General features: G+C 73.2%; 14 protein-coding genes. 5 read left to right on the top strand and 9 right to left on the bottom strand.

Features of this window, described 5'->3' with window-relative positions:
- Window positions 1-58: 58 nt before the first annotated feature.
- Entirely contained in the window at window positions 59-2,302 is a 2,244-nt protein-coding gene (locus WME89_RS37010) for a hypothetical protein (RefSeq protein WP_438004326.1), read from the bottom strand.
- A 60-nt stretch (window positions 2,303-2,362) separates the two neighbouring features.
- Window positions 2,363-2,767, bottom strand: coding sequence for a PilZ domain-containing protein (locus WME89_RS37005; protein WP_436621957.1), 405 nt, complete (start codon window positions 2,765-2,767; stop codon window positions 2,363-2,365).
- 47 nt (window positions 2,768-2,814) lie between these two features.
- Between WME89_RS37005 and WME89_RS37000 the strand changes: the two genes are divergently transcribed.
- The 3 genes from WME89_RS37000 (at window position 2,815) to WME89_RS36990 (ending at window position 6,654) form a co-directional block, all read left to right on the top strand.
- A complete protein-coding gene (locus tag WME89_RS37000) occupies window positions 2,815-4,554 on the top strand; it encodes a class I adenylate-forming enzyme family protein (protein ID WP_438004325.1) in 1,740 nt (579 codons plus the stop codon).
- A gap of 52 nt (window positions 4,555-4,606) precedes the next feature.
- Window positions 4,607-5,707 (top strand): molecular chaperone DnaJ, encoded by a 1,101-nt coding sequence (gene dnaJ / locus WME89_RS36995; RefSeq protein ID WP_438004324.1) that lies wholly within the window; start codon window positions 4,607-4,609, stop codon window positions 5,705-5,707.
- 101 nt (window positions 5,708-5,808) lie between these two features.
- Complete coding sequence (locus WME89_RS36990; RefSeq protein ID WP_438004323.1) at window positions 5,809-6,654, top strand: pyruvate, water dikinase regulatory protein; 846 nt, start codon at window positions 5,809-5,811, stop codon at window positions 6,652-6,654.
- Window positions 6,655-6,682: 28 nt separating this feature from the next.
- Here WME89_RS36990 and WME89_RS36985 read toward each other — a convergent pair whose 3' ends face one another.
- Window positions 6,683-7,603 carry an MBL fold metallo-hydrolase gene (locus WME89_RS36985; protein WP_438004322.1) on the bottom strand — a complete coding sequence of 307 codons (921 nt, stop codon included), beginning with the start codon at window positions 7,601-7,603 and terminating at the stop codon, window positions 6,683-6,685.
- Window positions 7,604-7,637: 34 nt separating this feature from the next.
- Window positions 7,638-8,498 carry an ATP-dependent sacrificial sulfur transferase LarE gene (larE, locus tag WME89_RS36980; RefSeq protein WP_438004321.1) on the bottom strand — a complete coding sequence of 287 codons (861 nt, stop codon included), beginning with the start codon at window positions 8,496-8,498 and terminating at the stop codon, window positions 7,638-7,640.
- 190 nt (window positions 8,499-8,688) lie between these two features.
- On the opposite strand from larE, the gene WME89_RS36975 reads away from it, so the two are divergent.
- Window positions 8,689-9,507: an OmpA family protein gene (locus tag WME89_RS36975; RefSeq protein WP_438004320.1), complete on the top strand. Its 819-nt coding sequence runs from the start codon at window positions 8,689-8,691 to the stop codon at window positions 9,505-9,507.
- Between the two features lie 47 nt (window positions 9,508-9,554).
- Here WME89_RS36975 and WME89_RS36970 read toward each other — a convergent pair whose 3' ends face one another.
- Window positions 9,555-12,044: a fused MFS/spermidine synthase gene (locus WME89_RS36970; protein ID WP_438004319.1), complete on the bottom strand. Its 2,490-nt coding sequence runs from the start codon at window positions 12,042-12,044 to the stop codon at window positions 9,555-9,557.
- A gap of 307 nt (window positions 12,045-12,351) precedes the next feature.
- Window positions 12,352-12,882 (bottom strand): hypothetical protein, encoded by a 531-nt coding sequence (locus WME89_RS36965; protein WP_437660355.1) that lies wholly within the window; start codon window positions 12,880-12,882, stop codon window positions 12,352-12,354.
- Between the two features lie 132 nt (window positions 12,883-13,014).
- Here WME89_RS36965 and WME89_RS36960 point away from each other — a divergent pair, with 132 nt between their 5' ends.
- Window positions 13,015-14,220, top strand: a complete 1,206-nt coding sequence (locus WME89_RS36960) for a M14 family metallopeptidase (RefSeq protein ID WP_438004318.1) — start codon at window positions 13,015-13,017, stop codon at window positions 14,218-14,220.
- A gap of 9 nt (window positions 14,221-14,229) precedes the next feature.
- On the opposite strand, the gene WME89_RS36955 is transcribed toward WME89_RS36960, so the two are convergent.
- From WME89_RS36955 to WME89_RS36945, 3 genes are all read right to left on the bottom strand, one after another.
- On the bottom strand, window positions 14,230-15,429 hold the full coding sequence (locus WME89_RS36955) for an MFS transporter (protein WP_438004317.1): 1,200 nt from the start codon (window positions 15,427-15,429) through the stop codon (window positions 14,230-14,232).
- Window positions 15,430-15,619: 190 nt separating this feature from the next.
- Complete coding sequence (locus WME89_RS36950; protein ID WP_438004316.1) at window positions 15,620-16,234, bottom strand: N-acetyltransferase family protein; 615 nt, start codon at window positions 16,232-16,234, stop codon at window positions 15,620-15,622.
- Window positions 16,235-16,475: 241 nt separating this feature from the next.
- Window positions 16,476-21,410, bottom strand: coding sequence for a hypothetical protein (locus WME89_RS36945; protein ID WP_438004315.1), 4,935 nt, complete (start codon window positions 21,408-21,410; stop codon window positions 16,476-16,478).
- Between the last annotated feature and the right edge of the window lie 389 nt (window positions 21,411-21,799).

The following is a 21,799-nucleotide window of genomic DNA, read 5'->3' as shown; positions in this document are numbered from 1 at the left end:
GGCGCTGGTCATCCGACCATCTCGCCACCTGCCCAGCGCAGGAGGCGACATCGCACCTTCAGGGGAGGCTCGCGTTGCGGGGCACATCGAGGCGCAGCTCGGGGGCCAGCATCTCGCGCGCGAGCTGCACCTCGAGCAGGTCGATGACGGGGCTCTTCGACACCGCCCGGAGCCGCTCGTCCGCGCTCGCGTCGCCGGCCGCCTTCCTTGCCATGGCGGTGTAGAATTGCGCCTCTACGCGCTGCGCCGCGCTCTGGGCGAGCTTGCCGAGATCCGCGTCGCTGATCCTGCCGTTCGCCCACGCCGCGAGCCTCCCGGTCCACGAGGTGCGGCCGGTCGAGCCTTCGAGCGCGCGGCCCGCGGTGCCGTCGGTCGCGACGCCGAGGCTCCGCTCCAGCAGCAGGACCCACAGCCCGCCGTAGGCGAGATCGTCCTCGTCCACGTTCGCCTCGAGGCCGCGCTTCAGCGCCCGGCGCGCGGCCGGGAGGTCGCGCTGCACGAGCGCGCGCCCCACGGCGTCGAGCATCGTGGCGCCGAGCTGCAGCGGCTCGGCGGCCACCAGGGCGAACGCCCGGTCGTAAGCCCGCGCCGCGCCCTTGTCATCGCCGTAGCCGTCGAGGATGCGCCCGAGCAGCCGCTCCGTCCGCGCCTTCGCGCCCGGATCGCGCGCGCGCTGCCGGGCGTCGAGCGCGGCGGCGAGCGCCGCGTCGAGCGACTCCTTGGCCCGGTCCTGCGTGCCCGCCTCGCGGTGGAGCTCGAAGGCGAGCAGGTGCGCCTGGATGATCTCGAGCGGCGAGGTGCGCGCGTCCGGCGCGCCCAGCGCCCGCCGCACGTCCTCCAGCGCGGCCTGGGGCTCGCCCGCCTGACGCTCGGCCATCGCGAGCACCGTGAGGCCGTTGATCGTCGGTTCGGCCGCGGTCGCCGCGCGGAGCAGCGGCAGCGCGGCGGCGAGGTTGCCGGCGCGCAGCTCGAGCGACGCCATGAGGGACCGCACGCGCGCGCCCGACGGGTCGAGGGCGGCGCCGCCGCGCGCCGCCTGGTCGGCGAGCACGAGCAGCGGCCCCGCGGCGTTGTAGGTGCGCCGCGCGGCGTCGAAGTCGTCGTTCGACGCTTCCTCCGAGAGCGCGCTCAGCACGAGCCCCAGCGCCGCCCCGAGCGCGCCGGGGCTCGGCCGATCGCCGAGCGCGCTGCCCATCACGAGCGGCGTCGCCTCGGACATGCCGAGGCGGATCATCACCTGCGAGAGGAGCGAGGCGCTGTCGTAGCTCAGCGGATCGCGGCGGTACGCCTCGAGGGCCGTGCCCCAGACCGCCCCGTCGAGCAGCTCCTGCGCGATCCCTGTCTCGGCGTCGCGCTCCTGCGTCTCGTGGTGCGCGAAGGCCGCGGCGAGCGCCTGCCACGACACCGCGTCGTCGTCGGACGCGGCGGCCTTGATCCGCTCGTAGAGGCCGGGCGGGATCACCCGGCGCGCGCTCGTACGATCGATCTGCTCGACCGCGCCCTTCGCGTCTCCGAAGCGGAGGAACAGCGCGGCCATGCTCGCGCCGCCGGACTCCAGCGCGCGCGCCGCCTCGACCGCCTCGTCGCGCTCCGGCCGCTTCCCGCCCTGCCGGTACTCGATGTTGAACTCGATCGCCCGGTCGATCCACGCCGCTGTCGCGGCGGCGGCTCGCTGGAGCGCCTCCGGGCGGCCGTCGACGAGGGCGCGCGCGACGGACGCGCGCTGCTCCATGCCGAGCTGCTCGAGCGGCCCGCCGGTGCGCGTGTCCTTCATCCAGCGCTCGAGCGCGGCGAGGTGCTCGTCGACCTCGGCGCGGGCGCGGCTGCCGCTCGGCAGCGCGGCGGCGCGGAGCTCCAGCAGGGCCCGCACCCGCCCCTCGTCGCCGCGCGGGCTCAGCCGCTCGATCGCGCCGGCGAGGGCGCGCTCGCCCACGGGGTCGATCATCTCGGCGCGGCCCTCGCCGGGGCGGACGAGGTAGAGCGCGCCGAGCACGCTCTCGATGCCCCGGTCCTGGTGCCCGGCATGGAAGCGCGCCGCGGCGTGCGCGAGCTGCCTGCGGATCACGCCGATGAGCAGGCCCGTGCGCTGCGGGCTCGGCTTGCCGTCGCGCACGATCGTGTAAAGGCTGGCGGAGAAATCGGCGTCGCGGACCTCGACCACCGCGGCGCGGCCCTCGGCGCCGGGCGGTCCCTTGGCCCCCGGCGAGCCAGAGGCCCCGCAGGCGAGGGGAGACATCGCGAGGGCGAGCGCGGCGAGGCCCCGAGCGAGACGGCGCCGGGGGGGCAAGGTCGGCAGCGACATTGCGGGGCAGTGTACACGGGGGACGCGTGCGCGCACCCCCCCGGCGCTCTGCCTCCAGCGCTACCGCGAGCCGTCGCTGAGCCTGCGACCGAGCAGCTTGGAGGCGAGCGTCTCGCCGAGCTCGCTCATCATCAGCTGCTCGACCACCGACTCGGTCGCGGCCCGCTCCGCGTCGTTCGTGTACTGGAACTCGATGCCCATCCCCGCCGGAGCCGTCTCCGTCGCCTCGGCGGGCATCACGATCCACTTCACCCGGCCGCGCAGGCGGAGCGGCTCGGCCAGGTTGCGGATCGAGAGGGCGAACACGAACTCGGTGCCGATGGCGAGCGGGCGATCTGTGCGGATGAACGTCCCGCCCTTCGAGATGTTGCGCGTGTAATCGGCGAAAAACGTGTTGAGTCGTTTGTACTCAACGCTCAGCTCGATCGCGGCGCGCTGGGCTGAGCGGCGGTCACTCTCCGTCACCAGGCCACCCTACCACGGCGCGCGCGGGCGAGAGTAAAGTCACCGGTATGGACATCGGTGGTGCCAGGGCCGCGCTCGAGAGGGGGCGGCGCAAGGTCGGCGCGCTCAAGGACGAGGCGCTCGTCGTGCGGCGGGCGGTGACGCAGACAGGGCTCCTCGCCGCGCTGCGTTGGCCGGGGCTGAAGGTGCTCGCGCGAGAGCTCGCGAAGGGCAGGGCGAACCCGTCGCTCCTCTTCCGGTACTACGCCGAGAACAGCCCGAGCCGGGTCGCGGTGGTCGACCCGCGGAGCCTCGCGCGCGGCGCGGCCGTGGGAGGCGCGGAGGGCCCGGTCGAGGACCGAGTGTACTCCTTCTTCGCGCTGAACGAGGCCATCGACCGGCTGGGCTACGCCCTCGACCGGCGCGGCGTCGGCCCGGGCGTGACCGTGCTGCTCGTGCTCAAGAACCGCCCCGAGTTCGTGATGAGCCAGATCGCGCTCGCCCGCGTGGGCGCGTCCGTGGTGACGGCGTCGTGGCGCTCGACCCCCGCGGAGCTCTCTTACCTCGCCGGCCACTCGGGGGCGCGCCTGCTCGTGTTCGACGCCGAAATCGCCGACATGATCCGCGAGGCCGCGCCGCTCCTCGCGGGGATCCCGCGCGAGGGCATGATCGCGGTCGGCGCGCGCGCCGCGGGCTTCTCGCACTTCGACGAGCTCCTCGCGGAGCGCGGCGACGCCCCGGATCGGAGCGAGCAGGCCGCGGTGGTGATGTACACGTCCGGCACCACCGGCAAGCCGAAGGGCGCGGTGCGCGGCTTCGGCCGCAGCGTCGTCCTCTCGGCGCTCGGGGCGATCGGCGCGACCCCGATGCGCGTCGGCGACGTGCACCTCGCCGTGTGCCCGCTCTACCACCTGACGGCGTTCGGCTTCGTGAGCCTGTCGCTCGTCCTCGGCGCGACGATCGTGATCCTCCCGGAGTTCCAGCCCGAGCTCTTCCTCGAGGCGATCCAGCGGTACCGCGTCACCACCACGGCGGTCGTCCCGACGATGCTCCACCGCGTGCTCGAGCTCGGCGAGGCGCGCATCCGCGCGTACGACACGTCGTCGCTCACCGCGATCTTCGCGGGCGGCGCGCCGCTGCCGCCGGCGCTCGCGGCGGAGGCGATGAGGGTGTTCGGCGACAGGCTCTTCAACTTCTACGGCGCGACCGAGACGGGCATCGTGACGGTCGCGAGCCCCGAGGATCTGCGCGCCTCGCCGGGCACCATCGGGCGCCCCGTCGCCGGCAGCGAGCTCATGCTCGTGGGCGAGGACGGGCGGCCGTGCCGCGACGGCGAGGTGGGTGAGCTCTACGTGAGGAGCCCCCTGCTCGTCTCCGGCTACCACAGAGATCCCGACGCCACGCGCGAGTCGACGCTGGACGGCTTCTTCTCGGTCGGCGACCTCGCGCGCCGCGACGCGCGCGGCTGCTACCACATCGAAGGCCGCAAGCGAGACCTGATCATCTCGGGGGGCGTGAACGTGTACCCCGCCGAGGTGGAGTCGGTCCTCCACGACCACCCGGCGATCGCCGAGGCCGCCGTGGTGGGCGTCCCGGATCGCGCCTGGGGGGAGCGCGTGCGCGCGTTCATCGCCCTGCGCCCCGGGGCTTCCGCGAGCGAGGACGACATCAAGGCGCACTGCCGCGCGCAGCTCGCGGGCCCGAAGATCCCGCGCGAGATCGTCTTCGTCGACGCGCTCCCGCGCAACCCGACGGGCAAGGTGATGAAGCGCGAGCTCGTCGGACCCGAGGAGAAACCAGCGGGATGAGCGCCCCGGTAGCCGCTGTCCCGGGAGCGCGATCGATGCTATTTCGCACCTCGTGCGCGATCCGTACGAGGTACTAGGCGTCGAGCGCTCCTCGACGCAGGATGAAATCAAGAGCGCTTTCCGGCGGCTCGCCGCGCAGCACCACCCCGACAAGAACCCGGGTGACCAGGGGGCGCACGTCCGCTTCAAGGAGCTGAACGCGGCCTACCAGATCCTGAGCGACCCGCAGAAGCGCGCGGCGTTCGATCGGTTCGGCCCCGCCGCCGTCGGCGCCCCCGCCGGCTCGGGCTTCCAGGGCGTGCCCTTCGACATGCAGGATCTGAACCTCGACGCCATCTTCGGCGATCTCCTCGGCGCGCTCGGCATCCGGGTCGGCGACCGCGGGACGCTGCAGAAGGAGGTGCGGATCACCTTCGAGGAGGCGGCGTTCGGCTGCACGAAGCAGATCACCTACGATCGCGTCGAGCCGTGCGGCGACTGCGCCGGCTCGGGCTCCGCGCCCGGGGCGTCGACCGAGCGCTGCGCGGCGTGCGCTGGCCGCGGCCGCGTGCGGATGCAGCAGGGGATGTTCCCGATCGCGATCGAGCGCCCCTGCGGGCGTTGCCGCGGCACGGGCCGGCTCGTGACCGACCCGTGCAAGACGTGCCGCGGCGCCGGCCTCGCGGCGAAGCAGAAGACGATCGAGGTGACCATCCCCGCGGGCGTGGAGAACGGCGCGACCCGGCTCGTCGAGCGCGGCGGCAACGCCGTGCGCGCCGACCGCGGGCCGGGCGACCTCGAGCTCACCATCCGCGTCTCGCCGCACGAGTTCTTCCGCCGCGTCGGCGACGACGTCGTGTGCGCCGTGCCGATCTCGTTCGCGCGCGCGGCGCTCGGCGGCGACCTCGAGCTCCCGACGCTCGACGGCAAGGGCCGGCTGCGGATCCCCCCGGGCACGCAGCCCGGCTCGGTGCTCCGCATCAAGGGCAAGGGCATACCGCGCCGCGTCGTCGGCGGGCGCGGCGACCAGCTCGTCGAGGTGAGCGTCGAGGTGCCGACGCAGCTCACCGCGACGCAGAAGGAGCTCATCTCGCAGCTGGCGAAGGAGCTCGGGGAGAGCGTGCAGCCCCAGCAGGCCACCTTCATGGACAAGCTGAAGGGGCTGTTTGGTTGACCTGCCGCGCGGCCGCGAGCGATCCTCCATGCCCCGCTGAGCGCCGAGGCACGAGCCCTGCCTCGCGCGCCTGAGCCGAGGTGGCGACGGAGGCATCGGACATGGACAAGCCGAAGTTCATCGACGTCCTGAGCGACTCCACGGGAGAGACGGCGGAGAAGGCCGTGCGCGCCGCGCTGCTCCAGTACCCGGACGCGGGGGTGCAGATCCGCCTGCACACGCGGGTGCGCACGCCGGACGTCGCGCGGCCGGTGCTCGAGCGCGCGGCCCGGGAGGGCGCGCTCGTCGTGTTCACCGTGGTGAGCCCCGAGCTGCGCGAGTTCGTCCTCGTCGCCACGGCCGAGCTGAACATCGAGGCGATCGATCTGATCGGCTCGCTGATCGTCCGGCTCGGCACCTTCCTCGACCGGGAGCCGATCAACCTGCCGAGCGCGATGCTCCCGCTGAGCGAGGAGTACTTCCGCCGCATCGAGGCGGTCGAGTTCGCGGTCAAGAGCGACGACGGCAAGGAGCCGCGGAACTTCAAGAAGGCGGACATCATCCTCGTCGGCGTCTCCCGCACGTCGAAGACGCCGCTGTCGACGCTGCTCGCGCAGCGCGGCCTCAAGGTCGCGAACTACCCGCTGGTGCTCGGCGTCCCGCCCCCGCCCGAGCTGATCGAGGCCCCCCAGGACCGGATCGTCGGCCTCATCATCGGGCTCGACCAGCTCTGCGCGATCCGGCAAGCGCGCCTGCGCCAGCTCGGCATGCCCGCGGAGACGAACTACGCGATGCGCGAGCACGTGCGGCAGGAGCTGGACTACGCGCGCAAGCTCTTCGACGCGCACCCGGAGTGGCCGGTGGTCGACGTCACCGGGCGGGCCATCGAAGAGACGGCGGTGATCATCCTCGAGCACCTGAAGGAGCGCGACGAGCGCGCGAAGGCGGCGCGCGTGACCCTGATGTGAGGCCGCGCGGGGCCTGGGCCTCCGCGCGTCAGCGGGCGAGCGCCCGGGTCTCTCCCACGTCGAGGATCCAGAGCGCGTCGTCGGGGAGCCCGCGCTCCTGCCAGCCTGCGCGCGCCCGCGCCGGCGGCTCGCCGAGGGGCTCGTCCGTGAGGCGGTAGGTGCCCCAGTGCATCGCCACGAGGTGACGCGCGCCGAGCAGGAGGCTCGCCTCGATCGCCTCCTCCGGGCACATGTGCTGGGGCTGCATGAACCAGCGCGGGTCGTAGGCGCCGATCGGCAGCATGGCCCAGTCGATCGCGCCGGCGCGCCGGCCGATCTCCGCGAAGCCGTCGAAGAACGCGGTGTCGCCCGAGTGGTACGCCGTGCCCTCGGCGGCGCGCATCAGGTACCCGCCCCAGAGCGCGTCGTTCCGGTCCCAGGGGAAGCGCATCGACCAGTGGCGCGCGGGGACCAGCGTGATCTCGACCCCTCCGACCGAGGTCGCGCCCCACCACTCGAGCTCGACCACCCGCTGCGCGCCCGCCTTGCGGAGGAGCTCCTCGTGGCCGACGGGCGCGATGTAGAGCGGCGCGCCGCCCAGCTGGGACAGCGTCCACGTGTCGAGGTGGTCGCGGTGGTTGTGGGTGATCAGCACCGCGTCGATCGGCGGCAGCTCGCCGAGCGGGATGCCCGGCGGCGCGAGGCGGCGCAGCGGCCCGGGCCCGTCGCGGTAGATGGGGTCGATGAGCAGCCGCGCCCCGCCGAGCGTGACAAGGAACGAGGCGTGGCCGATCCAGGTGAGCGACGGCGCGGCGCCCGCGACGAGCGCGCGGTCGTAGGGCCGCGCTGGCGTCGAGAACCCCCCGGGATCCTTGCGGTTCCGGCCGGCGAGCGCGTCGATGACCTTCCAGCGGAGGATGTCGGCCGGGCCGCGGCGCGGCTGCGTCGCGAGGTGATCGAAGCGTCCCATGGTCGGCGATCCTCTCGGCGGGGCGCGCCGCCGGTCAGCTCACGATCTTGAGGGCGCGGCCGACGAGGACCTCGTTGTGGCTGCCGGTCCTGTACCCGCCGAGATCGAGCGTCACGTACCGGAAGCCGTGCCGCTTGCCGGCGGCCACGATCTCGGCGCGGATCGCCGGCTCGGCGGCGCGCCCGAGCTCGCCCGCGTCGAGCTCGATGCGCGCGAGGTCGTCGTGGTAGCGGACGCGGACCTGGCGGAAGCCGAGAGCGCGCAGCGCGGCCTCGAAGCCGCCGATCTGCGCGAGCCGCTCGCGCGTGACGCTGGTCCCGTAAGGGATGCGGCTGGAGAGGCAGGCGGCGGCCGGCTTGTCCCAGATGGGCAGGCCGACGCGCGCCGCGCCGGCGCGCACGTCGGCCTTGCTGAAGCCGAGCTCGACGAGGGGGCTCAGGACGCCGGCCTCGCGCGCCGCCTCGAGGCCGGGGCGGTAGTCGCCGAGGTCATCCGTGTTGGTGCCGTTCAGGATCGCCGCGAGCCCCCACTCGGCGCGCTTCCGCGCGGCGATGCTGTAGAGCTCGCTCTTGCAGTGGAAGCAGCGGTCGGGGTTGTTCGCCACGTAGCGCGGGTCGTCGATCTCCGACGACTCGACCAGCCGGTGGTCGGCGCCGATCAGGCGGGCGATCGACGCGGCCTCTTCCTTCTCGGCCGGCGCGAGGCTCGGCGAGACGGCGGTCATGCCGACGGCGCTCGGGCCGAGCTCCTGGTGGGCGACGGCGAGGACGAAGGCGCTGTCGACCCCGCCGGAGTAGCAGACGAGGACGGAGCCGAGCTCGCGGAGGCGCTCGCGAAGCCGGGCGAGCTTGTTGTCGATGGGCGAGCTCTCGGGCGTGAGCGACGGCGCGGACATGGCGGTCGTTCCTTTACCACATGCGGCCCGGCGCGCCGGCCAGCCCCGCCCGGAGCGGCCCGGCGCGCCGGCCAGCCCTGCCCGGAGCGGCCCGGCGCGCCGGCCAGCGCGGCGCCCGCCGCTCGATTCCGCCCGGTTCCGCCAGGTTACTTGCGGTTCGAGCGCCGGTTCTGACACGCTAAAGGACCAGATGGACTCGAAGAGGAAGCAGGCAGGGCGCACCGCCTTGCCGTTCGCGGTCGCGGCGGCGCTCGCGGCCGCCGCGCACGCCGGCCAGGGGTGCGGAGACAACCGGCTGCCGCCGCGGGAGCTGCCGCGCGCCGACGAGCAGCGCCAGCTCCCGCGCTGGTACCCGGAGAAGTCCTGGTCAGAGAAGGGCGGGGAGACCCAGGTCTACATCGAGGGCAAGATCGTCTTCGACACGAACAAGGCGATCGTCCGGCCGGGCAGCGAGAAGACGCTCGAGACGCTGCTCCAGTTCCTCAAGGAGCACCCCGAGGTGACGCGGCTGCGGATCGAGGGGCACACGGACGCGCAGTCGAGCGAGGAGCTCAACCAGGAGCTCAGCGCGCGGCGCGCCCTCGCGGTCGCCGACTGGCTGGTCGACCACGGGGTCGAGAACCTCCGGCTGATCGCGGTCGGCTTCGGCGAGTCGCGCCCGCTCGGGCCGAACGAGATCGCGGCAGGGCGCAGCGAGAACCGCCGGGTCGAGTTCCACGTGGCCGAGGTGAACGGGCGCCCCTTCATGGGGCAGGACCCGTACATGGGGGGCCTCGCGCTGGAGGTGCTGAGCCTCGAGGAGCGCAAGCTGCGCGCGGAGCAGGCCGCGCAGCTGAAGGCGCCGCCGGTCCGGAAGGGCTTCGTGGCGACGGGCGACGAGATCAGGCCGGTGCCGGTCAAGCCGCGGGGCGAGGCGGGGGCGCCCGAGGGCGAGCCCCCCGCGCCGAGCGCGCCGGCCACGGGAGGCGCGCCCGCGAAGGGCGGCGCGTCGCCGGCGGGCGGCAGCTAGCGCGCGCGAAGGGCGGCGCGTCGCCGGCGGGCGGCAGCTGGCGCCCCTCAGGGAGCGAGGTGCCGCGCGTGCGGCGCCGGCGTCCGGTACCGCTCCAGCAGGGCGAGCGTCGCGTCGAGCGACGCGCCGTACGGGAGCACGTTGCCCTTCGGCGTGGCGTACTCGAGGTAGAGGTTGTCGTCGGTGGAAAGGATCGGCCCGCCGTCCTCGGCCGCGTCGGCGACGAACCGGTCGAGATCCTCGCCGGAGGCCATGAGGTTGCCGAGGAGATCCGCGAGCCGCGCGCCGGCGAGCGTCGCCTGGAGCTCCGGGCGCGCGTCGAGCCCGGCGAGGCGCGCCTCGGAGGCGACGAGCGGCGCGGCGCTCGCGACGAGGATGCCCTGCGCGCCGCCCACGAACAGCGCCACGTGCGGGAAGGCGCTGCGCATCGTCCGCACCACGACGGCGAGCTCGCGCCGCCGGATGTGGTGGAGCTGCACCCATTGCTGCAGGACGCCGCCGTCGGCGAGGCGCGACCGGGCGAGCTCGTAGAACTCGCGGCTGTAGAGGCTCGCGGCGCCCGCGAACCAGACGCTGGTGAGCTCGATCGCGATGAGGTCGTAGCGGTCCTGGGCGACGAGCAGCTCGTTCCTGCCGTCGTTGAGCGAGAGGCGCACGCGGGGATCGTCGAGCGCGCGGAGGCTCGGGCCCGCGAAGAAGAGGCGAGAGGCCTCGACGATGGCGGGCGAGATCTCGGCGACGTCGATGCGCTCGAACGGATAGGCCGCGATGGTGCCGGTCGTCGTGCCGGTGCCGAGGCCGATGACGAGCGCGGCGCGCGGGTCGCGGACGAAGAGCGAGGGGAAGTGCGCGAACCGCCGCTGCGCCGTCATCTCGGGGCCGTCGTCGCCCTGGAACTTGCCGTTCGTGTACATGGTCGTGACGCCGGCGCGGTGCGCGACGGTGGTGACGCCGCCGTGCACGTCCTCGCGCACGAAATCGATGCGCTCGGGGCGCGGCCCCATGGCGAAGTAGACGTTGGCGCCGCTCGTGAGGCGGGCCATGTCCCAGCGGGGCGAGAGCGCGGCGAGGGCGGCCGCGGCGGCGGCCAGCGCGAGCGCGCGGGGGAGCTCGGCGCGGGCGCGCGTGGCGGCGAGGACGGCGGTGAGCGCGAAGGCGAGCGCGATCGCGAGGAGGGCGCGCTCGGAGCCGAGCGCGGGCAGGATGAGGTAGCCGGTGATGATGGAGCCGGCGATCGTGCCGAGGGTGTTCGCGGAGGTCAGCCTGCCGACGCGCGCGGCCACGTCGGCGTGCGCGGCGGCGCGCCCGAGGAGCAGGGGGAAGGTGGTGCCCATGCAGAGCGTCGGCAGCGCGAGGATCGCGAGCGCGGCGAGCGCGCGGCACGCCTCGCGGCCGGCCCACCCGTCGACGTGCTTGCCCGCGAAGGCGAAGATCCGCGGGAGCTGATCCCAGAGCGGGATGGTGGCCGCGAGCGAGAGGGCCGTCGCGACGAGCCCGCGCCAGAGCGCGCCCTCGCCGTGGCGGCGCGCGAGGGCAGGCGAGCGCGCGGCGCCGGCCGCGAGGCAGACGAGGAAGACGGCGAGCATCAGCCCGAAGGCGTAGGCGCTGTTGCCGATGAGCAGCGCCAGCAGGTGGGTCTCGACCACCTCGGCGGCGAAGACCAGGAAGCCCGAGGCGAACGCGAGCGTGAGCAGGAACGGCGGCTCGGCGCGGCGGCTGCCGGCGGGGAGAGGGCCGCCCGGGGAGCGCGCGCCGGGGGAGCGAGCGTCTGCTGCATCGGGTACGGCAGCGGATGAGCCGGCGGCGGAGCGAGCATCGGGCGCGTCGGGCGAGCCGGCGGCGGTGCGCGCGTCCGGAGCGTCGGGCGAGGCGGAGGGGCCGGGCACGGGGCCACGGAGCCCGGCGAAGACCGCGACGGCGCCGAGGGCGAGGTTGGCGATCGCCGCGGACCACAGCGTGCCGCGGATCCCGAGGTGCGGGAGGACCACGTAGGCGCCGGAGAGCGCGCCCGCCGCGCCGCCCGCCGTGTTGATGGCGTAGAGCGCCGCGAGGCGGCGCGCAGGGTCGTGCTCGGAGGCGGGCGCGCCGCCGTCCGGCGCGGCGTCGGCGCGGAGGATGCGCGAGAGGACGGGGAGCGTGGCGCCCATCGCGACGGTGGGGACGACGACCACGAGGGCGGTCAGCGCGGCGCGCGCCGCGGTGAGCAGCGCCAGCGAGTCGGGCGCGGCGCGGGCCACGGCGACGTAGGCGGACGTCAGCGCCTCGAAGAGGAACGGCGAGACGGCGCAGATGGCGCCGACGATCGCCTCGAGCGCGCCGTACACGACGAGCGGGCGGCGGGAGGCCGCGGCGTGGCGACCGCCGAGGTGCGCGCCGAGGGCGAGGCCGCCCATGAAGGCGGCGAGGACCGTGCTCACGGCGTAGGCGGTGGCGCCGAAGACGTAGGCGAGCAGCTTGGAGAAGGCGACCTCGTAGAGGAGGCCGGTCGCGCCAGAGACGAAGAACAGCGCGGCCACGAGCGGGAAGCGGGAGCGCACGGGCGCGCAAGCTAGTACAGGCGCCCGGGAAGCAGGCACTTTAGCGGCGCGCGAGGCGCAGACGGCTCGCCGTCCGCGGCGGCGCTCCTCTGGCAGCTCCGGACCCCCGAGGAGCACCGGCGCGACTGGCACCACGCCAGCGCGGGCCGCTTGATCCCCGGCGTGGTCGCCCAGCGTCCCCCGCCGGCCCCGCAGAGCACGCCGACCTGTGACCCCGGCGAGCCCACCTCGGTCCATGGGGTCCGCCGCCATCGTACCGCAGGAAGGAGGCAGGCGCTCCGCGGACGAGCCCGTCCCCGCCGCCCCGTCACCAGCCGAGCCGATCGAGCCGCTCCCGCGCCCCCTTCACCCCGAAGATCGTCTCCTCTCCCGGCGGCACCACGGGAGCGAGCAGCACCGCCGCGAGGACCGCGGTCACGACGAGCGGCGCGCGCGCGTCGTCGCCCGCGACCTGCGGCTCGCGCACCTGCCAGGCCCGCCGCGCCCGCCCGAGCAGCGCGTCGAACCCGCGCCCGCCGATCGCCCGCACGCCCGCCGCGGCCGCCGCCCGCACCAGGGGCGCGCGATCCAGCGGCGCCGTCACCACGAGCACCCGCGTCGGCGCGCCGCCGGCGCGCGCGATGTCGACCTCCACGGCGTCGACCATCGGCGTGGTCCCCGACGGGTACGCCTTCTTCTGCGCGAGCGTGAGCTCCGCCCGGAAAAAGACGCGCGCCTGGTGCGCCCACCGGTGCTCGTCGATCCGCGCCTCGGGCTCCGGCGACAGCAGCGACCAGCCCTCGCTCGGCGGCAGCAGCTCGATCCGTCCTTCCGCCCACCCGTTGCTATCGAATTCCATAGATGCGCCCGCTGCCACGGTAATCCAAGGCTGGTCCGGTCTGGAACCGCGCCGGCCGGCCCGCGCCAGAACGTGCGAACGCGCGACCGGCGCTCCGTGATCCATGTCATCTAGGGTAAAGGTTAGCCCTGCATGCCGAAGTCCGATCAGGGGTCGGAAGAGCAAGGCCGGGACGCCCTGAGGGCTGCCCTGTTCGTCCATCGCCGCGCGCCCCTCTCGCGCCTGCTCGGCCGCCGCGGGCTCGGCCCTTACCGCGGGTACGGGGAGCTGCTGGAGGCGCTCGACCGGCTCGCCGACCGCGGCGCGCAGCTCTCCCTGATCGGCCGCTCGGTCCGCGGCGAGCCGCTGCTCGCGGTCCAGCTCGGCGCCGCCGGCCCGGCCCACGCGGGCGGCTACCGGGAGGGCCCCGGCCGCGCCGCGCTGCCCGCCCAGGGTGGGGGCAGCTCGATGAACGGCGCCTCGCTCGCCGGGGCGCACCACGGCCGCAGCGGGCCGGACGGCGCGGACGAGCCAGCGCCGGACGACGCCGCCGTGCCGCATCCAGCCGAGCGCGCCGGCCCACCCGCCCGGCGAGGCGCGTCCGCGGTGCGCGCCGGGCCGCGCGAGCGGACCACCGTGATCCTGTCCGGGATCCACCCGCTCGAGTGGATCGGCGTCGAGACCCACCTCGCGCTGCTCGAGCGGCTCGCGACCGAGGACCTCGGCGGCCGGTCGATCTTCGCCGTCCCGATCGTGAACCCCGACGGGCTCCTCCGCGTCGAGATGAACCTCCGCGCCGGGCGCCGCCGGTTCGTGCGCGGCAACGCCCGCGGCGTCGACCTCAACCGGAACTTCGACGCGGGGTGGTACGAGCGCGGCCTCGTGCAGCGCCTCATCGGGCTCGTCTCGTCGCCCGGGAGCCGCCCCGGGAGCGAGCCGGAGGTCGAGGCGATCGCGCACGCGCTGTCCCCGCGCCGGATCGACCGCGCCCTGTCGCTGCACAGCGCCGGCGGCGCCGTGCTGTACCCGCCGGCGCACAGCCTCTGGCCCGTCGCCGACGCCGCCGAGCACCGCGCCTTCGCCCAGCGCATCGCTCGCGCCGCGGCCCGGAAGCCGTACCGCGCCATGTCCTACGTCCGCTTCGCCTGGGGCATCCGCAAGGCGGGCCTGGAGATCGACTGGCTCCACGACCGCCACGGGGCGCTGTCGCTCCTCGTCGAGTGCTCCCGCGGCGAGCTCGGCCTGCGCCCGTCGCGGCTCGTCGAGCCGTTCGCCTGGTACAACCCCCGCAAGCTCGACGACGCCGCGCCGCAGCTCGTCGAGGCCGTCCTGCCCTTCGTGAGGGGCGCGCGCGCCTGAGCGCGCCGCTCAGAGCTCGACCGGCTCGCCGACGGGGATCTTCTGCAGGCCGAGGACGAAGCCCATGGCGGCGAAGCTCGCCGCCATCAGGCCGTACGCCGCGAGCGCCCGGTGCTCGATCAGCCAGCCGGCGCCGATGGGGCCGATGATCTGCGAGACGCTCGCCAGCGACTGGCTCACGCCGAGCGCCGCGCCCTGCTCGTCGCGGCCGACGCTCTTCGTGAGCAGCGTGGTGACGCTCGGCCGCACCACCGCCGCGCCGAACGCCGCGATCGCCACGAGCACCAGCAGCGTGGGCAGCGTGTATGCCGCGCCGAGCAGGCCGTAGCCGATCACCATCGTCGCGAACCCGACCAGCGCGAGCCGCTCCTCGCCATACCGCTTCGCCAGCCGGCCGATCAGGCCGCCCTGGATGCTCCCGCCGATGAGGCCGGAGAAGGCGTAGAGGTAGCCCGTCTCCTTGACGCCGAACGAGAAGCGCCGCTCCAGAAAGAGCGCGAGGCCGCCGATGAGCGTCGAGAACGAGAGGGAGAAGGCGAAGAACTCGAGCAGCCGGCGCCGCGCGAGCGGCCTGTCGAAGTACCGCCGGAAGGCGTCCCCGCGGCCGATCGCCGCCGGCCGGGGAGCCGCGGTCGCCGCCTCGGGCGAGGCCACCGGCACGACCGGCTTCGCGGGCAGCAGCGTGGCCGTCAGGAAGATCGACGTCAGCGACAGCACCGCCGCGCCGTAGGCCGGGGCGCCGTAGCCGAACCGGCTCGCGAGCTCCCCGGTGATCGCCGGGCCGAGCAGGAACCCCGAGCCGAAGGCGATGCCGATCAGGCCGAACGCCTTGGTGCGATCCTCCGGCCGGGTCACGTCGCTGATGTACGCCTGTGCGATCGTCAGGTTCCCGGCCGTGAGGCCGTCGATGATCCGCCCCAGGAACAGCATCCAGAGCGAGCTCGCCGAGCCGAGCACCAGGAACCCGATGAACGTGCCGGTCTGGCTGGCGAGCAGCGTCGGCTTGCGGCCCGCGCGGTCGGAGATCCGCCCGAGGATCGGCCCGGAGACGAGCTGGCAGACCGCGTAGCTCGCCGCGAGCACGCCGACCACGAGCTCGCTGGCGCCGAAGTGCTCGGCGTAGAAAGGGAGCAGCGGCAGGACGAGCGTGAGGCCGAGGACGTCGACGAAGACGGTCAGGAAGATCGGCAGGAGCGGCGAGCGGCGCATGGTGGCTCTCGGGGTCGATGGACGGCGGTGAGGACCGCGGGCGAGCCGCCGGCGATGGCCGGATCGGAAGACGGGCGCCCGGACGGCGGTGTCCTCATGACCCATCTGCGGGGCGGTGGGTACCCTCCAACGCGCCCGACGCGCCTCGCCGAGCCCCCCGGCCCCGCGCCGGGGGCTCCGGCGCCGCGGTTCAGCGCGTTCCTGGCTCCGCCGCGCGCTCCGCCGCGCGCTCCGCCGCGCGCGGCTCGGGAGGCTGGAGCGCGAGCGTCATCTGGATGTCGTCCAGGATGGCGCCGTCGACCCGGAACGCGTCCTCGCGGGTGCCGATCGGGACGAAGCCCATGCGCGTGTAGAGCCGCAGGGCGCGCTCGTTGTTGGAGAAGACGCCGAGGTCGAGGTACGAGAGGCGGGCCCTGTCGCGGGCCCAGGCGATCGCCGTCTCGAGCAGGCGCCGGCCGTGCCCCTGCCCGGTGTACGGGCCGAGGATGCCCATCGCGAGGACGGCGCGGTGGTTCTCGGACCGGACGCGGCCGCCGCGCAGCTCGATGTGCCCGAGGACGCGCGCCCGCGGCTCGCTCGCCCTGAGCAGCCAGGCCCGGCCCCACAGCGGCTCGTCGAGCGACCTGCTCCAGCGGTCGCGCGCGGCGTGCTCGACCTCGTCGGGCGCCAGCGATGTGGCGACGGCGAAATGGGGCGCGCCGCGCCGGCCGGACTCGGCCACGTGCTCCATGAGGTAGACCATGAAGGCCCGCGCGTCCGAGCGCTGCGCCGGAACGATGGCGGGGAGGGCGGGGGAGGGGTCCATGCCGTGGCGCGCGCCGCGCCGCGGGGAAGCGTAATGCCGCCGCGGCGCCCGTGCGACAGGGAAGGCGGCGTGCGGCCCGGGCGCGGGCGGGCGATGGCGGGGCGACCCGGCCTGACGGGCTGAGGGCCCGCGCGGGGGGCGCCCGCGCGCGCTCAGGTCGCTGGAGCTTGTGGGGGGGAAGGAGAGGGAGAGAGGAGGGCGGGGGCCCCGGCGCGGGGCCCCCGGCGCGGCGAGGCGCGGATCAGTCGGGGTACACGCCCAGCTGGTCAGGAGCGGCGAGGCCGAACCAGGACATCATCTGGAGCATGTAGTCGGGCACCGACTTGTAGCTCTTCAGCTCGTACGCGTAGTGGTTCTTGTAGATGGTGAGCTGCGTGCAGGTCGAGTTGACGTTCTGATCGCAGGCAGGCACGTCCTTCAGCGCGCCGACCGGGGGCACGTCCTTGATCGCGGGATCCGGGACGATGATCGCGACGCCATCCGGGTGGTACGTCAGCATCGCGCGGCCGTACTTGTTGAAGCCGGGGCCGTAGCCGGCGGCGTACGCGGGATCGCCGGCGACGGCGCCCTCGTACCGCGCGTCGAGCTGGTAGCCCTTCGCCGTGAGGGAGTTGGCGTACTCGAGCACGCGGGCCGCGATGCCCTTCTGCACCCACTTGCCGCCGGTGCCCTCGCACGACGCCCGGTCCGCGCCGGCCCCGAAGAGGCACTCCATGCCGTACGTGCGGGCGTAGTAGATCTGCCCGGACGACGGGTCCTGCCACTCGATGCGCTGCTCGATCCCGGGCTCGGAGTCGGTGCCGAGGCGGTAGATGCGCATCATGTCCATCCAGTTCGTCTTGCCGTTCGCGGGGATGTACGCGAGCGTCCAGGCGATCAGGAACTTCTGCACCTCCCAGCCGACCTGGGGGTCGACCGCGATGGTCCGGCTCACGGTCTCCGGGTTGAAGTCGCCGCCGAGGTAGTTCGAGCAGAGGTTCTTCCCGTCGCTCGGGAAGCAGACCTTCGGCCCCTCGTTCGGCCACCAGCTGACCCAGCCCATCGGGCGCGCCGGGAACTCCTTCGCCAGCGGGTCGGGATCCGTGCTGTTCGCGTCGAGCACCGGGCGGCCGTTCTCGTCAGCCTCGAGGCGAGGCGCGAGGAGCGCGCGGTCGCCGGTGAGGGCGTTCGCGAGCAGGCGGCGGTACCCCTCGGGCAGCACGTCGGCCATGCCGACCGCGCGGAAGCGCGCGTCGTAGAAGTCGCGGCGGGAGCTGCTCACGAACCGGTCCTCCGACTCGGAGAGCAGGATCGCCGTGCTGATCTTGTCGTAGTAGCTGCCCGCGTTGATCGTGAAGTCGGTGTCGAAGTCGCCGTTGTTCTCCGAGTTCGCGTTCTCGAGCGGGTGGCCGCCGAACCCGATGTCCTTCAGGTAGCCGGTCGAGCCGTTCGGGATCTGCACCAGCACGGGGCTGTTCGTCGTGCCGCCGAAGGAGCCGAAGTCGGTGCCGGCGCCGTAGTCGTCGCCGTCCTTGTTCGAGCGGAGGACCGGGTCGTTGAACAGCGGGTCGCGCAGGTAGTGCGGCCCCTCCTCCGGGCGGGAGAGCTGCCTGGCGAAGTGGTCGAAGGCCACCGTCGCGGCCACGACGTTCTCCTGCAGGCCGCCCTCGATGAGGAGCGGCCACAGCGTGTCGAACGACAGGCCCTGGTTCGTCGCGAGATCCTGGTAGATCGTCCCGAAGAACCCGATACCGCCGGCGATGCCGAGCAGCTTCTCGTTGTAGCGGCTGTAGGACCGATCCGCCGCGCCACGGACGCTGAACGTCGTGCGGCCGCGCCGGAAGTTGTCGAAGATGTGCCTGTTCTCCTGGGAGGTGATCAGGAACATCAGCTGCTCGTACGGGTCGGCGCCGTTGTCGTGGCGGAAGACCGAGACGTTGCCGGTGTCGGCCCAGTTGTCGCTCGCGAACGCGTACGGCACGCGGACGCGCTTCTTCTCGTCGACCGCCGGACCGCCGCGGTAGCTCCCGACCGCGGTCTCGCCGTCCGTCGGCTTGCGCAGGTTGCGCCAGGCCACGTAGTCGACCGGCTGCTGGCGGCAGCGCTTCGTCTCGCCGTCGACGGTGACGACGCCGCCGTCCATGACCTGGTGCCACTTGCCGTCGAGCGCCTCGTTCCAGCTCGCGGGCGGCTTCGCCGGCACGTCGTAGCAGTCCCGGATCACGCTGTACTGCGACTGCAGCTGCGAGTAGTGGAAGTCCGTGACGCTGTCGTCACCCCGCGAGAACGTGCCGTACTTGATGCCGGCCAGCCCGCCGAAGTTGTCGGTCGCCGCGAGGAGCGCGCCGCCGACCTTGCCGCCGGCCTGGTAGTTGCGGTCGCCGTTGTCGTAGACGCTCACCGTGTCGCCGTAGAAGAAGCGCGCGGCGGCGAAGTCGTAGACGCCGAGGCCGACCAGGTCCTGCGAGACGTCGCCCGGGTAGTCCATGACCGTGGAGTGCTGGAACATCCAGATCATGTTCTTCTGCTCTTCGTCCGTCATCGCGTCGAAGTAGCGGGGGCCGACGCACTCCGACGCGTCCTCGCCCGCCGCGCCGGTGCACGGCTCCTTGATCTTCCCGTTCCGCGTCCTGAGCTGCCAGTACTGGGGCCGGAAGAAGAGCGAGGCGTAGGTGCTCACGAAGTTGTGCCGGAGGCCGACGGAGTGACCCATCTCGTGCGCGATGACCGCGTACTGGTACCGGCGCTGGATGTACTTGAACATCCGCTCGTAGCGCCCGCGCTTCTCCGCGTCCGTCTCGTTCTCGCCGACGGGGAACTTCTCGCGGAGCGCCTCGGCGAGGCCCGTCATGGCCGACGCCTCGGGGGCCTCGTGCAGGATGCAGGCGCCGCGCTCGGCGAGCGCGTTGTCGTGCATGCGGCGGAGCTGCGACTGCACCTTCGGGTTGTTCATCGCGAAGGGCGAGGCCGCGTCGGCGAGCGGGCCCTCGACCGGCATGCCGGCGGGGACGCCCGAGCGCTGGAGCATCGCCGGGTTCATGAGCTCCGCCTCGGCGACGCTGCCGCGGGCCGCCCTCATGCGCGCGCCCACGACCGCCTGCTGCGGCGAGGGGAGGTCGCCCCGCACCGCGATGTCGGCCACCTCGGCCTTCATCGGCTTGAGGATCGCCTTGATCTGCGGGGAAGCGCCCTGCGCGACGAGGCTCTTGTACTGCTCGGAGTCGAGCTTCGTGGCGCTCGCGAGCCGCGACGTGACCTCCTGCTTCGTCATCGTGGGCCCCTGGCCGCCGCCCGAGATGCGGCTCGCCTGCGCCCAGTCGCGGATGTACTTGCCCTCGGTGATCTCCGAGGTCGGGAGCTCGCCGTTGATGTAGCGGACGAGGTCGAGCAGCTGCTGCGCCGCGGAGTCGGTGACGTGGCTCCAGATGTTGATGCTGGCGGCCACCTTCTCGCCCGTCACCGGGTCGTCGGCGTCGACCATGATGCCCCACGCCGAGGGCGTCTGCGGCTTGTCGATGACGAGGACGCTGTTGTAGCGGAGGTCGCCGAGCCGCGGGGAGAGCCCCTCCTCGCCGCAGGACGGGTGATCGCCCGCGATGACGGGGTTATGGCAGAGCACGATCACGGACGGCTGCGCCACGACGCTGCCGATGGCGAGCGTCGACTGGTCGTTGCCGCGCCGCTCCGAGAGCTCCGCCACGGCGGCCCTGGCCGCGTCGTCGCACGCCGGCGCGTCCCAGCCGTTCGCGCGGCGGCACGCGTTCAGGTCGCGGGAGATCGCGACGGCCTCGTCGATGTCCTCCTGCTGGCCCTTCCACATCGGGAACCGCGCGTCGCAGTCCTGGCCGCCCGTCTTCCGGCACTCGACGAGGCGCGACGTCTGGATCGCGGTCTTCATCGCGAGATCCCACTCCTCGGTGGCCCAGTTGGTCGCCTCGAAGAGGTCCTCCGACGAGTTGCCGCCGATGTACCAGGGGATGGTGACGGCCTCGCGCTGCGCGTAGGGCAGCGTGCACTTCTGCTTGTAGACGTCGCACTGCGAGCCGGGCCCGGCCGCGACGCACTCGTCCGCGGTGCCGTCGTTGTTCTCGTCGCGGTTCGGATCCGCGTTCAGGGCGCCGCTGGCCTGGGTCGTCTCCGGGGTGGCGCAGGCGATCGCGCCCTCCATCGTCTCCGGGGTCGCGTAGGCGTGGCTGCGCTTCCAGAGGTTGTAGCGGGCCGCGAAGCGCCGCCACTGGTTGTCCACGATGCCGTAGTTGCGATCGTAGCCGTAGCGGTAGTCGAAGTTGAAGATGCCGAACGCCTGGAACCGGACGCCGTCGAAGTCGACCGGCTCGTAGTCGTTGTCGACCACCTTCTTGAATGACTGCCGGATCGTGATCTCGACCGGGTTGCAGTTGCCGTAGGGGTCGGTGCCGCCGGCGAAGTCGCCCGGGAGCATGCAGGACGGGTACTTGTCGATGCCCCAGCCGAGGCTGGACAGGTCGATCATGGCGGGCGTGGCGAACGCCTTCGTCGTCACGTCGAAGTAGCCGTTCTTGGCGTCGAACTGCGGGGCGTCGGCCGCGGCGGGATCGTTGACGTAGTAGGCGAGCGGCTCGTACTCGACGCCTCCGTAAAGGCCGAGCTGCGAGAGGGTGTCGAAGTTGTAGGCGTCGGTGGCGAGGTTGCGCGACCAGTCGACGCGCATGTACTGGCGCTCGTACCAGGGCTTGTCCGTCGTGTTCTCGACCACGACGTTCGACTTCTCGCCCGTCGCCGGGTTGTAGTCGTAGATGATGTCGAAGTGCGACTCGATCGCGTAGCTCGCGACGATCTGGCCGTCGTTCGTCGTCTTCTTGGTGAGGCCGTTATAGGCGTTGCCCTTGCCGTCGGTGCCCTCGATGCGCTCGTAAGCGAGCCGAGCATTGATCTGGTGCTCGGTGACCTCCCACTTGATCCGGGAGACGGGCTGGGCGTATGTCGAGGTGAACAGGCCATCCTGAGCAGCGCCGTACCCGACGTCGACGATCGTGCCCCGCATGTAGAACTCGGGGTCGTCGACGATGTCCCGCAAGTCGCTTCCGATGAAGAACGACTTGGCGAGCGCGTCGCTCTGCACCCTGTTCATTTCCTGCCGCTCCTCGGCGCAGCCCGCCCCCACGACGGTCAGCGCGACGGTGCCGAGGAGCACTGCACGCTTAAAAATTCGATTCATCAACGATCCTCCGAAGCTGCCTGTCGAGATCGATGCACAAGCTGGCCCTTCACGACGCACGCGGCGCGTCGCGAGGCACTTCCCCCCCAGGCAAGAACGCTGCCAACGTTCGAAGCCGTTCCCTTTCGATAAGTTAAGCACCTGTCGCACATTTGCACCGGGGGTGGCGTTAAAGAGTTAACTGCTGCCTGCCGAGTCCGCGACCGGCGCCGTGTGCGGGGCGACGGCGGTCTGGACGGTCGTCTGGACGGTCGATTGCGCGCTTGCGCGCTCGACGGCAGCTGTGCCGCAGCGCCCGACGCGGGCCGCTGCGCCGCTGCGCCGGGCGCTGCGGTTCCGGGCGCTGACGGCGGCTCCGCGGCGCCGCTGCGCCGCTGCGCCCGAAGCGC

The sequence above is a fragment of the Sorangium sp. So ce321 genome (assembly GCF_051530195.1).
In the GTDB taxonomy this organism is placed as follows: Bacteria; Myxococcota_A; Polyangia; order Polyangiales; family Polyangiaceae; genus Sorangium.
This window is presented reverse-complemented; position numbering and strand designations above follow the sequence as displayed.

Bases quoted from the DNA above. Each gene is read 5' to 3' on its own strand.
- WME89_RS36950 (WP_438004316.1), bottom strand. From the start codon at position 16,234: ATGGACCCCTCCCCCGCCCTCCCCGCCATCGTTCCGGCGCAGCGCTCG.
- WME89_RS36975 (WP_438004320.1), top strand. From the start codon at position 8,689: ATGGACTCGAAGAGGAAGCAGGCAGGGCGCACCGCCTTGCCGTTCGCG.
- WME89_RS37010 (WP_438004326.1), bottom strand. From the start codon at position 2,302: ATGTCGCTGCCGACCTTGCCCCCCCGGCGCCGTCTCGCTCGGGGCCTC.
- WME89_RS37000 (WP_438004325.1), top strand. From the start codon at position 2,815: ATGGACATCGGTGGTGCCAGGGCCGCGCTCGAGAGGGGGCGGCGCAAG.
- WME89_RS36965 (WP_437660355.1), bottom strand. From the start codon at position 12,882: ATGGAATTCGATAGCAACGGGTGGGCGGAAGGACGGATCGAGCTGCTG.
- larE (WP_438004321.1), bottom strand. From the start codon at position 8,498: ATGTCCGCGCCGTCGCTCACGCCCGAGAGCTCGCCCATCGACAACAAG.
- WME89_RS36990 (WP_438004323.1), top strand. From the start codon at position 5,809: ATGGACAAGCCGAAGTTCATCGACGTCCTGAGCGACTCCACGGGAGAG.
- WME89_RS36945 (WP_438004315.1), bottom strand. From the start codon at position 21,410: ATGAATCGAATTTTTAAGCGTGCAGTGCTCCTCGGCACCGTCGCGCTG.
- WME89_RS36955 (WP_438004317.1), bottom strand. From the start codon at position 15,429: ATGCGCCGCTCGCCGCTCCTGCCGATCTTCCTGACCGTCTTCGTCGAC.
- WME89_RS36985 (WP_438004322.1), bottom strand. From the start codon at position 7,603: ATGGGACGCTTCGATCACCTCGCGACGCAGCCGCGCCGCGGCCCGGCC.
- WME89_RS36960 (WP_438004318.1), top strand. From the start codon at position 13,015: ATGCCGAAGTCCGATCAGGGGTCGGAAGAGCAAGGCCGGGACGCCCTG.